Raw genomic sequence first — 14,175 nt, forward strand, 5'->3', positions numbered from 1 at the left:
TTCACAACCCGCCATCGCCTTCACAACCCGCCACCGCCCCCACCACACGCCCCGCGCCACCGCCGCAACGCCAGACCACCTCAACGCCCCAGGAGCCGCCCCGTGCTTACCCCGCAGATCATCACAGACATCGTTCAGCGCGCGCTCGCGGAGGATGCCCCGTGGGGCGACCTCACCGTGGCGCTCGCGATCCCCGAATCCGCGACCCTCGCCACGCGCGTCGTTGCGCGCGAGTCGGGGGTGTTCGCGGGCGGGCCGCTCATCACCGAGACGTTCACGCAGGTCGACGACCGGGTAGAAATTGCCGATCTTGCGCCCGAGGGCACCGCCTTCGTCGCCGGTGACGTGCTCGCACGCATCACTGGGCCCGCCCGAGGGGTGCTCACGGGCGAGCGCGTCGCCCTGAACTTCAGCCAGCGCATGAGCGGCATCGCGACGCTCACGTCGACGTTCGTCGCCCTCGTCGCGCACACCGGCGCACGAATCGCGGACACGCGCAAGACGACCCCTGGCCTCCGCGCGCTCGAGAAGCACGCTGTTGCGGCCGGCGGTGGATCGAACCACCGTTTCGGACTCTCCGACGCGATCATGGTGAAAGACAACCACCTTGCGGCGCTCGGCGCGGTCGACGCGGCAACGACGACGGCCGCGCTGGCGACCCTCCGGGCGAAGGCCGGGCACACGACGTCGATCATCGTCGAGGTGGATCGGCTCGACCAGATCGAGGCCGTCCTCGCCGGGAACCCGACGGGGGTGCTGCTCGACAACTTCTCGCTCGCCGATCTGCGCGCAGGCGTCGAACTCATCGGCGGCCGCGCGATCGCGGAGGCAAGCGGCGGCGTGAACCTTGACACTGTCGCCGGTATCGCCGAGACCGGCGTCGACGTGATCTCGGTCGGGCTACTCACGCACGGAGCCCGGGCGCTCGACCTCGGGCTCGACGCGGAATGACCGAGACCGCGGGCGGCACCGGATCTGCCACCTACCTCGATGCCGCGGCCACCGCCCCGTTGCGGCCGGAGGCGCTCGACGCGATGCTGCGCGTCTTCACGGCGGGCCAGGTGAACGCATCGAGCGTGCACTCGCCGGGCTTCCGCGCGCGCGAGGAGGTCGAGGCGGCGCGCGCGCGGGTCGCGGTGGCGCTCGGCGCTCGGCCCGGCGACGTGATCTTCACCTCTGGCGGCACCGAGGCAAACTCGCTCGCGATTGTCGGGCTTGCCCTCGCTACCCCTCGCGGTCGGCACCTCGTCACGACAGCGATCGAGCACTCCTCGGTGCTCGAATCGTGCCGCTACCTTGAGCGGGTGTTCGGCTTCGAGCTCACCGTGCTGCCCGTCGACAGAGACGGCCGCGTCGCGCCCGCCGACCTCCGTGCCGCGCTTCGACCCGACACGACGCTCGTCTCGATCGGGCTCGCGAACGGCGAGGTCGGCACGGTGCAGGAGGTTCCTGCCCTCGCCGCTCTCGCGCGTGAGGTGGGTGCGATCGTGCACACCGACGCCGTCCAGGCGGCGGCCTCGCTGCCGGTCTCGGTTGCGGCGGCTGACGCCTGGCCGGGGAACGTCGTCGACGCCGTGTCGGTCGCCTCCCACAAGTTCGGCGGCCCCCAAGGCGTGGGAGCGCTTATCGTGCGAAGTGGGCTCAGGGTCGAGCCCATCATTCACGGCGGTGGGCAGGAGCACGGGGCGCGCTCCGGCACCGAGAACGTCGCGGGGGTCGCGGGGTTCGCCGCGGCCGTCGGTGCGGCGACCGCACAGATCGGATCAGCCGCGCTCGCGCTCATGGAGAGCAGGGACACGCTCATTGGCAGGATCCTCGCCGAGGTGCCGGGCGCGCAGCTGACCGGGCACCCGACGGAACGGCTACCCGGCCACGCGTCGTTCACCGTGCGCGGGGTGAGCGGGGAGTCGATGCTCGTCGCGCTCGACTCGGCCGGGCTCGCCGTGTCGTCGGGGTCGGCGTGTGCGGCAGGCAAGTCCGAGCCCTCGCCAGTGCTGCTCGCGCTGGGGGTCTCGGACGACCTCGCGCAGACTGCCGTGCGGTTCAGCCTTGCCGACCCGCTCCCGGGCGAGACACTTGAGCGGATCGTTCGCGTGCTGCGGGCCGAGGTGCTGCGGGGCGCCGCGGGCTGAGCGTTGGCGGAGCAAGCTGCCCCGCGAGCATCGCCGCGAGCGCGACGGCGAAGCCAACGACCTGCACGGGGGCGAGCGCCTCGCCAGCGACGAGCACGCCCAGCGCGGCCGCGACGAGCGGTGACAGCAGCCCAAGGAGCGCGGTCGACGTGACGGGCAGCTGCCTGATCCCGGAGAACCAGATCGTGTAGCTCGCGAGCGCCCCGAGCAGGGCGAGCCACACGTACCCCCACACCGCAGCCGTGTCGATCACGGGCGGCACGCCGTCGATGAGGAGGGCGGGCCCGACGAGCACGAGGCCGGCCGCGGTGAGCTGCCACCCTGCGAGCGCCATCGCCGAGACGCCCTCGGGCCTGCCCCAGCGCTTCGTGAGCACGACACCGACACCCATCGACATGGTCCCGGCGAGCCCGGCGAGGATGCCGACGGGGGAGAAACCGGCGCCCGGGCCGAGCACGACGAGGCCGACGCCGATGACGCCGACCACGCCCCACCCGAGCCGCCAGCTAGAGAGCTGCTCGCCGAGCAGGAGGACCGCGAGGAACGCGACGATGATCGGCTGGCCCGCGCCGAGCGTCGCCGCGACACCGCCTGGGAGGTGCTGCGCCGAGACGAAGAGCAGCGGGAAGAAGGCGGCCATGTTCAGCGTCCCAAGCACGAGGCTCTTCCACCACCACGAGCCGCGCGGGAGGGTCCGTGTGATGAGGAGCGCGATCAGGCCCGCGGGGAGCGACCGCATGAGGGCCGCAAAGAGCGGGTGGCCGTCGGGGAGCAGGTGTGTTGTGACGAGGTAGGTCGTGCCCCAGATCGCGGGGGCGAGCGCGGTGAGCGCAACAAGTGACGCGCGGGATCGCGGGGCGTGGGCGCCGAGCGAGGGCGCTGCGGCTGGGACGGGGGTTGAAGCTGGGGCTGACGGGGTATTCACGGTTCCATCGTCCTCGCGCCGAGTCAATCAGTCCAACGCATAATTGCGATTGCATTGATGAGCTGTGATCATTGATTGCATGGAACTGCAGCAGATGCGATACGTCGTGGCGGTCGCCGAGGAGCGGAACTTCACCCGCGCGGCGGAACGATGCCGCGTCGTCCAGTCGGCGCTCAGTCACCAGGTGAAGGCGCTCGAGCGCGAGCTCGGAGTGCGATTGTTCGCTCGCACCAGCCGTCGCGTGGAACTCACCGCGGCTGGTGAGGCCTTCCTGCCTCACGCCCGCGCAAGCCTCGAGTCGGCCGAGCGCGCCCAGGCAGACGCAGCGTCGGCGGCCGGTGAGGTGCGAGGGACGCTGACGATTGGGCTGATCCCGACCGTGACTGCCGTTGACGCGCCCGCGGCGCTGGCCGCGTTCCACCGCGTGCACCCCGCCGTGCAGATCGCGCTGCGCGGCGGCGGAAGCAATGAGTTTGTCGCGGCGATCGCCGCGGGCCGGATGGACGTGGCCGTACTCGGGCTCCCCGAGGGGGAACTCCCGCGCGGCGTCGCGCACCGCGAGCTCGTCCGTGAGCGGTTCGTCGCGGTCGTGGGGGAGCAGCATCCCCTCGCGAGGAGGGGCAGCGTGAGCCTCGCCGAGATCGCCGACGAGACCTTCGTTGACTTCCCGGTGAGCACCCCGGGGCGCGCGCAGTCCGACCTCGCGTTCGCGGCGGCTGGCGTGCACCGGGACGTCGCGTTCGAGGTGATGGATATGGGGATCATCGTCGAACTCGTGCGGCACGGGCTCGTCGTCGCGCTACTCTCGCCCGCCCTCGTCGCTGGCGTGCCGGGGCTCGCGACCGTCGACCTCGCTGACGGGCCCGGCAGAGTCGAATACCTCGCCTGGAGCGAGTTCAACCCGTCACCCGCCGCCCTCGCGTTCCTGCGAACGGTTGAGGGCGGCGGGCTCGCGCGCGGCTAGGCCCGGGTCGAGCTCTACCCCGAAATCACCAGCTACTCCGGCAGCTCGGGGAGCTGCGCCATGCGCCCCTCCTCGTCGAGCGCGAGCACCGTATCGATGCCGATGCGCTTCAAAAACCCGAAGTCGTGGCTCACGACGAGCAGCGCACCCCGGTAGGCGTCGAGCGCCTCGGCGAGCTGCTGGACGCTCGCGATATCGAGGTTGTTCGTCGGCTCGTCGAGCACGAGCAGCTGCGCCGGCGGGTCGGCGAGCAGCAGGGTCGCAAGCGAGACGCGGAACCGCTCGCCGCCGGACAGGGTGCGCACCGGCCTATCGACGGCATCGCCGCGCAGCAGTAACCGGGCGAGCTGGTTGCGGATCGTGCCCTGCTCGGTGCCGGGGGCAACGCGCTGCACGTTCTGGATCGCGCTCTCGCCGTCAACGAGGCCGTCGAGGCGCTGCGGGAGGTAGCCGACAGTGTCGGTGACGAGCCGCGCCGCCGGGCGATCCGGGTCGCCTTCGCGCTGCCCAAGCAGCTGCGCGATGAGCGTCGACTTGCCGCTGCCGTTCGCTCCGATGAGCGCGACGCGCTCGGGGCCCTGCACGACGACGGTGCGGCCGCCGTCCTCGAACTCGGCGATGCGCCTGCCGCGCGGTACCCCGGGGTCCGGGAGGGTGAGGTGGATGTGCTCGTCCTCCCTGACCCGCGCGTCGGCCGCGTCAAGCGCCGACTGGGCTGCGCGCACTTTGTCGTCGAGCGTGTTCCGCAGCGACCCGGCCGCCTCCTGCGCGCTGCTCGCGCGCCTGCCCTGGATGATCTTCGGAATACCGCCGTCCTTCTGCGTTTTCTTCGCGGTGCGCTCGCGCCGGGCGAGCTTTGTCTCGGCCTCGACGCGCTGGCGCTTCTCCGCTCGAAGGGTCTGCTGCGCGGACTTCGCTGCCTGCTGCGCGGCGGCCTGTTCTTGCTCGAGGTGTGCCTGCCACTCGCTGTAGGGGCCGCCGAAAGTGGTGAGCACCCCGGCGTGGAGCTCGGTCGTGTGCTCCATGCGCTCAAGCAGCTCGAGGTCGTGGCTCACGACGACGATGGTGCCGGGCCACTCGTCGATCAGTTCCGCGAGGCGGGCTCGCGTCGGCCGGTCGAGGTTGTTCGTCGGCTCGTCGAGCAGCGTGATGGCGGTGCGCCGGATCCGGAGCCCGGTGATCGCGATGAGCATCGCCTCGCCGCCCGAGACCTCGGAGACGCGGCGATCCAGATCGCTCGCGGCGAAGCCGATGCGGCCGAGCGCCTCGTCGGCGCGCGACTCAATATCCCAGTCGTCGCCGATCATATCGAAGTGCTCCTCCGCGACGTCGCCGGCCTCAATGGCGCGGATCGCGGTGAGGACGCCGCTGATGCCCAGGAGATCCGCGATCGTGGCGTCGCCCGCGAGCGTCAGTGTTTGCGCGAGGTAGCCGACGTCGCCCGCCGTGTCGATGTGGCCCGACGTTGGGGCGAGTTCGCCCGCGATGAGCCGGAGCAGCGTCGATTTGCCGGCGCCGTTTTTGCCGACGAGCCCGGTCCGTCCGGGCAAGAATGAGCCGCTCACGCGGTCGAGCGCGACCGAGCCGTCGGGCCACTCCAGGGTGACGTCGCGGAGCGTGATGGCTGACTTTTGAGCCTGCGTGTGGGGTGCTGAATGCAACATGGTGAGGGGTGCCCTCTTTCCTCGGCGGACCGCGGGGTCGCCGGAATCGTGTTCGAACTGCGTGCCCGTGACGGGCGGGCGAACCGAGCATCCTGGCGCGCAAGAGAGACCCCGAATGGGGGTGCGGCGCGGAGCAGGCGGGGAGGTTCGCAGCGAATCGCTACGGGGCGGTCAACGCACACGGGCTTTGCCCTGTCATGCTGACGGCGGCGGTAGCGCGGAGGCTAGATGCCATCCACCTCAATCATCTCCATGCGGGCAAGAATAGCACGCCGGGCGTGGCGCTACTCGGAAAAGTCTCGCGAAAGGCCGCGGGAGAGGCGCGCGAAGACCTGCTGCGCGATCGCAGCGGGCACCCCCGCTGAGCCATCGGGGTCGGTGTCGCCCGCGGCCCAGTGCTCGAGCCCGAGCCTGATCGCGTCAGAGGCGATGGTCGCGAGGATTCTGACGTCGAGCGGGTCGGCGTCGGGGCCGCACAGCTCGCTCAGGATCGGGCGCAGCCGCGCCTCGGAATCGGCGTTCACGCGGTGCCACGCGGTGCTCAGGAGCGGCGTCTCCGCGATGCCGCGGAGCACCCGGCGGGTCACGCGGAGCTCCTCGCGGGCTGCCGCGGTCTGGGGGATGAGCACCTCGTCGATGAGGCGCGGAAACAGCGTGAGCGGGTCGCGCTCGGGGGCGTCGCTCAAGAGGCTCACCCAGTTATCGGCGCCAGAGGTGAGGAGTGGGGTGATGGCCTCCTCTTTCGCCGAGAAATAGCGGTAGAAGGTGCGCAGGGAGATGCCGGCAGCCTCCGCGATTGCCTCCGCCGTGACGTGCTGTGGCCCGTGCTCGGCGAAGAGGCCCGCGGCAGCGCGCGCAATCTCGAGCCTCGTCGCCTCGCGGCGGCGCTCGGCGAGGGGCCGCGCGGAGGCCGCGCCCGGGGTGCTAGCGGAGGGAGCTGAGGGCTGCATGGTTTGAGTATATGGCATGATGTGCCATAGTGGCATGACGTGCCACGTGCCATTCGACCGTGGCTGAGGGAAAGGATGACCCATGAAACGCTATGAGGATCGCCGCGCGCTCATCACCGGCGGCGGATCTGGCATCGGCCAGGCGACTGTGCTGCGCATGCTCGCGGAGGGCGGCCGCGTTGTTGCCGCCGACATGAGCGAGGCGGGCCTCGCCGACACCATTTCGAAGGCCGCGACGAACGCCGACAGGCTCTCCACGGTCGTCTTGAACGTCGCCGAGGAAGAGTCGGTGCGCGCGGGCGTGGCCGAGGCCGTCCAGTGGTTGGGCGGGCTCGACGTGCTCGTGAACGCCGCGGGCATCCTCCGCTCGTCACACACCCACGAGACGAGCGTCGCGGAGTTCGAGCAGGTGCTGCGAGTGAACCTCGTTGGCGCGTTCACCGTGATTCGCGAGTCGATTCCCGCGCTCAAGGAGGGAGCCGACGCCGCGGTGGTGAACTTCAGCTCGACGTCGGCGGACTTCGCCCACCCGTACATGGCAGCCTATGCGGCGTCGAAGGGTGGCGTGCAGTCGATGACCCACGCGCTCGCGTCGGAATACTCGAAGGACGGCATCAGGTTCACCTCGGTGCAGCCGGGTTCGATCTCGTCGGGTATGACCGATGGCTCCGGGGAAAGCGGCCAGAACCGCGGGCCCGGGCTCCCCGAAGACGCAGACATGTCGCTCTTCATGAAGATGAGCCCGGTGCTCGGCAGCGGATACGCGGGGCCCGAATCCGTCGCGAGCGTCGTCGCGATGCTCGCGAGCGCCGACGGGAAGTTTATTACGGGCACCGAGGTGCGGATCGACGGCGGCACCCACTTCTAGGTGCCGCCGCCGCGGGTTACTCCGCGAGCTTGCCGGCAGGTGAGTCGTCGATGCCCTGCTCGGCGAGTTCGCGGAACGAATCGGGCGCTTCGGCCGCCGGCTCAAACGTGACGCCCGCATCAGGGGTCCACACCATGTTGCCGCGAAGCGCGGTGCTCTGCTCGGGGAAGTCGGAGCGGTTGTGGGCCCCGCGGGTCTCGCGACGCTCGCGCGCGCTCTCAAGCGTTGCGCGGGCGGCAAGCATCGAGCCGTAGAGGTCGAACGCGTGCGCGAGGTCATCGAAGCCCGCGATATCGGGGTGCGCGGTGAGGTTCGCGACCCGCTCACCGAGTGCGTCGAGCTTCTCGAGGCCCGCGGTGAGGCCCTCCTCGCTGCGTACGACACCGGCGTGCTCCGTCATGAGGTTGCGCAGCTGCCGCTGCAGCAGGCGCGGGCTCTCTTCGCCGGACCCGGTGAGGAGCTGCTGCATCTCCTGGCGTGCCTCGGCGACCGCGCCCGGGTCGCGGGTGATGCTCGTGAGCCCCGAGATGTAGCTCGCCGCGTCGCCGCCGGTGAGCCTGCCGTAGACGAGCAGCTCGATGAGCGAGTTGCCGCCGAGGCGGTTCGCCCCGTGCAGGCCGCTCGCCGCTTCGCCGATCGCGTAGAGGCCGTCGACTCCCGTCGCGTGCTCCTCCGCGCTCACCCAGACCCCGCCCATCGAGTAGTGCGCTGTGGGTGCGATCTCGATGGGGCTCTGCGTGATGTCGAGCATCTGCAGGTCGATGAGGTTGCGGTATACCCGGGGAAGCTTCTCGAGGATCTGCTCGCGCGGCAGGTGTGAGACGTCAAGGAAGACGCCGCCGTTCGTCGTGCCGCGGCCCTCGGTGATCTCGGTGTAGCTCGCGAGCGCGACGCGGTCTCGGGTCGAGAGCTCCATCCGCTCCGGATCGTACTTCTCCATGAACCGCTCGCCGAGCGCGTTGCGCAGGATCCCGCCCTCGCCGCGCGCGGCTTCGGAGACGAGCAGGCCGGCGGCGTCCGCGGGCTCGAGAATGCCCGAGGGGTGGAACTGCACGAGCTCGGCGTCGCGAATCTTTGCGCCGGCGAGGGCGGCGAGCCTGAACGAGTCGCCCGTGTTCTCGTCGCGGCGAGACGAGGTGTTGCGCCAGATGCGCGTGTGGCCGCCGGCCGCAAGAATGACGGCGTCGGCGTGAATCACGACGGGGGTGCCGTCGACGATGTCAAAGCCGTACGCGCCGAACACTCGGCCGTCGCCGACGAGCAGGCGGGTGATGTAGATCGAGTCGATAATCGGCACCTGGAGCTCCTGGGCACGGCGGAGGAGTGTCCGCTGGATCTCGAGCCCGGTGTAGTCGCCCGCGTAGCAGGTGCGCCGGTAGAGGTGAGCCCCGAAGAAGCGCTGGCTGATCCGGCCGTCGGCCTCGCGCGCGAACGGCATGCCCCAGCGCTCCAGGTCTTCGATGCCCTGCGCGGCGTTCTTCGCGACGATCTCGACGATGTGGGGGTCGGCGAGGAAGTACGACTCGCGCAGCGTATCGGCGGCGTGCTGCTGCCAGCTGTCTTCGGGGTCCATCGTGCCGAGCGCGGCATTGATACCGCCCGCGGCGAGCGTCGTGTGCGCGTCGTGCTTGCGGCGCTTGCCGACCGCAAGCACCTGGACCCCGCGCTCCGCGAGTTCGATGGATGCGCGGAGGCCCGCACCGCCCGTGCCGATGACGAGAGCTGAGGTTGAGATGAGTCGTTCGTGTGTGCCTGGTGAAGTCATGAGAGCAACGTTAGAGATTGCGCTTCGATACATCCAATGAATAGTTATCATCGTGACGATGCGCGTAGGCTATGGTCATGAACCTTGAGCAGTTGCGTGGTTTCGTCGAGATTGCCCGGACGAGTCACTTCACCCGGGCCGCAGAGGGGCTGCACGTGACCCAGCCCTCGCTGTCTCGGCAGATCGCCACGCTCGAGGCCGAGCTCGGCGTTGAACTGTTTCACCGGGCGCGCGGCAACGTCTCGCTCACCGCGGCCGGTGAGCGGTTGCTCCCCATCGCGAAGCGCATGCTCGCTGACGCGGAGGCCGCGGCCGCCGCGATGGCTGAACTCGCGGGGCTCAAAGGCGGCAGGATCAGGTTGGGGGCGACCCCGACGCTCTGCACGAGCCTCGTCGTCGAGGTTGTCGCGCAGTACAGCGGCCGCTATCCCGGCGTCGACATCGAGATTCTCGAACGCGGCTCTCGGAGCCTCATCGCCGCCCTCGTCGAGGGCCAGCTCGACCTCGCGCTCATCGTCACGAGCGTGTCGTCTGAATCGGGCCGCGCGGTGCTCGAACGCGAGCCGATCCTGTCAGAACAGCTCGTCGTTGCGACGGGGGCAGATGCGCCCTGGCCGGCCGAACTCGCGACGCCCGTTGACCTCGCGGCCCTCGCAGCGGTGCCGCAGATCATGTTTCCCGAGAACTACGACCTTCGCGCAGCCCTTGACGCCGAATTTCGCGCACGTGGCCTCACGCCCACCGTTGCCGTCGAGGGTGTCGAGATGGATGCTGCCCTGCGGTTCGCCGAGCGCGGCCTCGGCGTTGTGGTTGTGCCGGCGATGGTCGCCGTCGAGCGGCCGACGCTGCGGGTCGCTCCGCTCGCCGCGCCGGGCATCTCGCGAACCGTGAGCATCGCTCGCAGGGCGGACATGACCCCAACCCACGCGGGCGCGGCGATGCACGCGCTCATCCGCGAGACCGCCGACCGCTTCGCGAGTGACGACGCCCGGCTCACGACGCTCGTGCGGCGCGTCGGCCCCGCCCAGGGAGAGCCCCGCCCCGCCCAGGGGTAACATTGCCCCATGTGTGCCGGATACGGGCTTGAGCTCCGCGGGCCGAGCTCCAGCTCGGGAGAGCGCTTGGGCGTGCTCGCGTTCGTGCCAGGCCGCGACGACGACCAGCTCGAACTCGTGCGGCGGTGGCTCGACGAACAGCACGGCGAGGCGCGCATCACGGGGCGCAACGCCCGAAACCTGAACCCGATCATCCGGCGTGGCGAGGCCGGGCCAGAGGCTGAGCTCGCGTGGTGGTGGCTGCACGTGGGCGGTCAGCCCGCGAAGTTCACGGCGTTCAACTCGCGCTCGGACAGGCTGCTGCAGAGCTGGCGCGAGCCGTTCCAGCATCGGGCGCTCGCGCCCGCGAGCTGGTACGTCGAGAAGGGCGTGCGGTTCGAGCTGCCCGGCGGCGAGCCGTTTGGGATCGCGGCGATCACGGCGCCCACCGCCGACGAGTCGTTCACGAGCTACTCGATCGTCACGCGCGAGGCCGTGTCCGACGCCGCCCGGGTGCACGACCGGATGCCGCTCGTGCTCCCCGAGTCGCTGCACGACGAGTGGCTCGACCCGGCCAGGCGGGGCGACGCGTCGCTTGTGGAGCGCGCGATCCGAGCCTCAGAAGAGGTGTCGGGCGCGCTCGTCGCGGCGGGGCCTGTCGCGGGACCAGCGAGGGGCACGTCGAAAACGGCCCCGCCAGACGCGCAGCCGACGCTGTTCTAGCCAGGCCCGCCCGACCGCGGTAGGGTAGCCCGCATGGGTACATTGATTCGTGCGTGCGCAGTGGCGTACGCACGTAGCACGCGGCGGCGCCGCGCCTAACGGCGCGCCGCAGCTTCGCTCCGCGCGTCGTCCTCCGAGAGCCCTCAGCGCCTCGGGGTCGAATTGGCGTACCAGCCGCACCCGCCCCGGTGGCGCTCCACGACGTTTCTTCTGGAGTGCACCCATGCCTCGTTCACAACACGGCGGCCGACACGAGCTCGGCCAAAACTTCCTGATCCACCGCCCGACGATCGACCGCATTGCCGGGCTTACCGCCTCGACGCGAGGCCCGATACTTGAGCTCGGCGCTGGCGACGGAGCTCTCACCGTGCCGCTCGCGCGGCTCCGACGGCCGCTCACCGCGATTGACATCGACGAGCACCACGTCGCGCGGCTTGCGCGCACCGTGCCGGAGGCGCGGGTGAGTATCGGAAACGCACTCAGCGTGCCGTTCGTGGAGCCCGTCATTGTCGGGAATTTGCCGTTTCACCTCACTACGCCGATCCTACGCCGCCTGCTCGCCGAGCCGGGATGGCACGATGCGATCCTCCTCGTGCAGTGGGAGGTCGCGCGCAAGCGCGCGGGCGTCGGTGGCGGCACGATGATGACCGCGCAAGCCGCGCCCTGGTTTGAATTTGAGCTGCACGGTCGCGTGCCAGCGCGCGCGTTCTCGCCGATGCCGAGCATCGATGGCGGGATACTGGCAATCCGGCGGCGCCCCAGGCCGCGGGTGTGCGAGTCCGAGCGCCGCGCATACGACGCGTTTGTGCGGCGTGCCTTCACCGCACGGGGTGGCTCAATCGGTGCCGCCGTGCGCGCGGCGTGCGGGGGAGACCAGGGAGCGACTACCCGAGCACTGCAGGAGGCCGGGGTCGCGTCGCGCGCGCTGCCTCGCAGTGTTGGCGCTGACCAGTGGCCGATCCTCTGGCGCGGGGTTAACCCCCGTCGATGGCGCGCGTAGGGCGGAGCGCTGCGAGGCGTTCGATCGCTGTCGCGAGCGTCGCGTCGTCTTTCACGAAGGTGAAGCGCACCCAGTTGCGCAGGCGGCCTGCGCTCTCGGAGCCCTCACGACAGAACGCGGCGAGCGGCACGCAGGCGACCCCGATCTCGCCGGGAAGCCACCGTGCGAACGCCGCGCCGTCGGGCACCCCAGCGGTGAGAAACGGGGTCGCGTCGGCGCAGACGAAGTACGTGCCCTGCGGCCGTACCGTGCGGAACCCGACCCGAGTGAGGCTGTCGAGCAAGAGCTCGCGGCGACGGTTGAGCGTGTTTTTGAGGGCGACGATATCGTCGTCGCCCTCGGTGAGCGCCCTGGCGATTGCGGACTGGAACGGCGCACCGCCCGAGTACGTCAGAAACTGCTTGATCGCGGTGATCGCCTCGATGAGGTGGGCAGGCCCCGATGCCCACCCGATCTTCCAGCCGGTCAGCGAGAACGTCTTGCCCGACGACGAGATCGTGATCGTGCGGTCGCGCATGCCGGGCAGCGTGGCGAACGGAACGTGCTCGGCGCCGTCGAACGTCAGGTGCTCGTAAACCTCGTCGGTGACGACGATGGCGTCAGCGCGGGCGGCTGCTGCGGCGATCGAGGCGAGCTCGTCGCGCGCGAGCACCGCGCCCGTTGGGTTGTGCGGGGTGTTTACGAGGATGAGTCGGGTCGCCGGGCCCACCGCCGCATCGAGCGCCGCGCGGTCGAGTGCGAAGCCGCCATCAGCGGGCACGAGGGGCACGGTCACGTGCGTCGCGCCCGCCATCGCGATCGCCGCTGCGTGCGAGTCGTAGAACGGCTCGAGCGTGACGACCTCGTCGCCGGGGCCCGCGAGCGCAAGGAGCGCGGCGGTCAGAGCCTCGGTCGCGCCCACCGTGACGAGTACCTCGGTCTCAGGGTCGAGCGAGATGCCGTAGTTGCGCAGCTGGTGGCCCGCGATCGCCGCGCGCAGGGCCGCCGACCCGCGCCGCGGCGGGTACTGGTTCTCGCCGGATCGCAGCGCATCGACTGCGGCCTCCCGGATCCACTCCGGTCCGTCCTCGTCGGGGAACCCCTGGCCGAGGTTTGCGGCACCCGTTGCCGCAGCGAGCGCGCTCATCTCGGCGAAGATCGTCGGTCTGGTTGAACCGTCCTCGCCCGCAAGCCCCGCTGCTGCTGCCACTTTTCTCCACCGTGAGTCCATACCCACCACACTATGCGGTGCGGGCCGCACTCGGCTTGCGGCGCGTAACGGGCCGCAGCATTTGGGCGCGTAGGATCGTGTGGGTGAGCGATTCTCATTCAGGCCAGCAGGCCGCGTTCGGCCGCGGCCTCGGGGTCTCTGCTGGCGATGTGCTGCTGGTTGGGTTGGGTGGCGCTGTCGGATCCGTTGTGCGCTACCTCGCGGGGCTCGCGCTGCCGTGGGAGGCGAACGCCGCGACCTTTGCGATCAACGTCGCGGGTTCGCTCGTGCTCGGCCTGATCGTTGCGGGCTGCGCGGGCCGCTGGCCAAGACTTCAGCTCACACTCGGCACGGGTTTCTGCGGCGGCTTCACCACCTACAGCGCGCTCGCGGTCGGTGTCGCCCAACTTGCCCTGACCGGTGACGTCGCGGTTGCGCTGCTGCTCGCGCTCGGAACGGTGGTGTGCGCCGGGATTGCCTCGCTCGTCGGGGTGTGGATCGGGCGGCGGCTTTCGGCCGGGGGTGCCCCGTGATTGCCGCGCTACTGGTGGCAGCGGGCGGAGGGTGCGGCGCGATCCTGCGATACCTGCTCGATCGCTGGGTGACTCGCTTCGCGGTTCGTCGCGCCTCGCGGGGCGCGGGGCAGCGGGTGCCGGGAACGCGGTTCCCGTGGGGGATTACGGTCGTGAACCTCGTGGGCTCCCTCGCGCTGGGGCTGCTCGTGGGCTGGCTTGGCGGCGGAGCCTCGAACGCGACGACGGCTGGGGGCATGGCCTGGCTCACTGTCGGCGTCGGGCTGCTCGGCGGCTTTACGACGATGAGTACCGCGAGCCTCGACACGGTGCGCCTCGCGCAGTCCGGCCGAATCGCCGCGGCCGCGGGCAACGCGCTCGGCACGCTGGGTGCTGCCGCGCTGCTCGCGGCCGTGGGGATCCTGATCGGACAGGCGATGAGCTAGCGG

Annotated in this window: 14 protein-coding genes; 9 read left to right on the forward strand and 5 right to left on the reverse strand. The window is 70.4% G+C overall.

What is annotated here, in order from left to right:
• Nucleotides 1-102: 102 nt before the first annotated feature.
• Nucleotides 103-951, forward strand: a complete 849-nt coding sequence (nadC, locus tag FB468_RS01675) for a carboxylating nicotinate-nucleotide diphosphorylase (protein WP_141885815.1) — start codon at nt 103-105, stop codon at nt 949-951.
• On the forward strand, nt 948-2,132 hold the full coding sequence (locus FB468_RS01680) for a cysteine desulfurase family protein (RefSeq protein WP_141885816.1): 1,185 nt from the start codon (nt 948-950) through the stop codon (nt 2,130-2,132). Before nadC ends, FB468_RS01680 begins: the two co-directional genes overlap by 4 nt.
• Here FB468_RS01680 and FB468_RS01685 read toward each other — a convergent pair.
• Entirely contained in the window at nt 2,044-3,057 is a 1,014-nt protein-coding gene (locus FB468_RS01685) for an EamA family transporter (RefSeq protein WP_141885817.1), read from the reverse strand. The genes FB468_RS01680 and FB468_RS01685 overlap by 89 nt on opposite strands.
• 79 nt (nt 3,058-3,136) lie before the next feature.
• Between FB468_RS01685 and FB468_RS01690 the strand changes: the two genes are divergently transcribed.
• The gene (locus tag FB468_RS01690; RefSeq protein ID WP_141885818.1) at nt 3,137-4,021 is read left to right on the forward strand and encodes a LysR family transcriptional regulator; all 885 of its coding nucleotides are present in this window, start codon (nt 3,137-3,139) and stop codon (nt 4,019-4,021) included.
• A 32-nt stretch (nt 4,022-4,053) separates the two neighbouring features.
• Here FB468_RS01690 and FB468_RS01695 read toward each other — a convergent pair whose 3' ends face one another.
• Together FB468_RS01695 and FB468_RS01700 are read right to left on the reverse strand one after the other, a co-directional pair.
• On the reverse strand, nt 4,054-5,685 hold the full coding sequence (locus tag FB468_RS01695; RefSeq protein WP_141885819.1) for an ABC-F family ATP-binding cassette domain-containing protein: 1,632 nt from the start codon (nt 5,683-5,685) through the stop codon (nt 4,054-4,056).
• Nucleotides 5,686-5,969: 284 nt separating this feature from the next.
• Nucleotides 5,970-6,635 carry a TetR/AcrR family transcriptional regulator gene (locus FB468_RS01700; RefSeq protein WP_141885820.1) on the reverse strand — a complete coding sequence of 222 codons (666 nt, stop codon included), beginning with the start codon at nt 6,633-6,635 and terminating at the stop codon, nt 5,970-5,972.
• A gap of 82 nt (nt 6,636-6,717) precedes the next feature.
• Between FB468_RS01700 and FB468_RS01705 the strand changes: the two genes are divergently transcribed.
• Nucleotides 6,718-7,503: an SDR family NAD(P)-dependent oxidoreductase gene (locus FB468_RS01705; protein ID WP_141885821.1), complete on the forward strand. Its 786-nt coding sequence runs from the start codon at nt 6,718-6,720 to the stop codon at nt 7,501-7,503.
• 16 nt (nt 7,504-7,519) lie between these two features.
• Here FB468_RS01705 and FB468_RS01710 read toward each other — a convergent pair whose 3' ends face one another.
• Nucleotides 7,520-9,268: an FAD-binding protein gene (locus FB468_RS01710; RefSeq protein WP_141885822.1), complete on the reverse strand. Its 1,749-nt coding sequence runs from the start codon at nt 9,266-9,268 to the stop codon at nt 7,520-7,522.
• A gap of 77 nt (nt 9,269-9,345) precedes the next feature.
• Here FB468_RS01710 and FB468_RS01715 point away from each other — a divergent pair, with 77 nt between their 5' ends.
• From FB468_RS01715 to erm, 3 genes are all read left to right on the forward strand, one after another.
• Nucleotides 9,346-10,323, forward strand: coding sequence for a LysR family transcriptional regulator (locus FB468_RS01715; RefSeq protein ID WP_141885823.1), 978 nt, complete (start codon nt 9,346-9,348; stop codon nt 10,321-10,323).
• Nucleotides 10,324-10,332: 9 nt separating this feature from the next.
• On the forward strand, nt 10,333-11,025 hold the full coding sequence (locus FB468_RS01720) for an SOS response-associated peptidase family protein (RefSeq protein WP_141885824.1): 693 nt from the start codon (nt 10,333-10,335) through the stop codon (nt 11,023-11,025).
• 223 nt (nt 11,026-11,248) lie between these two features.
• On the forward strand, nt 11,249-12,025 hold the full coding sequence (gene erm / locus FB468_RS01725; RefSeq protein ID WP_141885825.1) for a 23S ribosomal RNA methyltransferase Erm: 777 nt from the start codon (nt 11,249-11,251) through the stop codon (nt 12,023-12,025).
• On the opposite strand, the gene FB468_RS01730 is transcribed toward erm, so the two are convergent.
• Nucleotides 12,000-13,235: an aminotransferase class I/II-fold pyridoxal phosphate-dependent enzyme gene (locus FB468_RS01730; RefSeq protein WP_141885826.1), complete on the reverse strand. Its 1,236-nt coding sequence runs from the start codon at nt 13,233-13,235 to the stop codon at nt 12,000-12,002. The genes erm and FB468_RS01730 overlap by 26 nt on opposite strands.
• 83 nt (nt 13,236-13,318) lie before the next feature.
• Between FB468_RS01730 and FB468_RS01735 the strand changes: the two genes are divergently transcribed.
• The gene (locus FB468_RS01735) at nt 13,319-13,747 is read left to right on the forward strand and encodes a fluoride efflux transporter FluC (RefSeq protein ID WP_141885827.1); all 429 of its coding nucleotides are present in this window, start codon (nt 13,319-13,321) and stop codon (nt 13,745-13,747) included.
• Nucleotides 13,744-14,172 carry a fluoride efflux transporter FluC gene (locus FB468_RS01740; protein WP_141885828.1) on the forward strand — a complete coding sequence of 143 codons (429 nt, stop codon included), beginning with the start codon at nt 13,744-13,746 and terminating at the stop codon, nt 14,170-14,172. The genes FB468_RS01735 and FB468_RS01740 overlap by 4 nt, the downstream gene beginning before the upstream one ends.
• The last annotated feature ends 3 nt before the right edge of the window (nt 14,173-14,175 follow it).

This window comes from Leucobacter komagatae (assembly GCF_006716085.1).
GTDB classification, from domain to species: domain Bacteria; phylum Actinomycetota; class Actinomycetes; order Actinomycetales; family Microbacteriaceae; genus Leucobacter; species Leucobacter komagatae.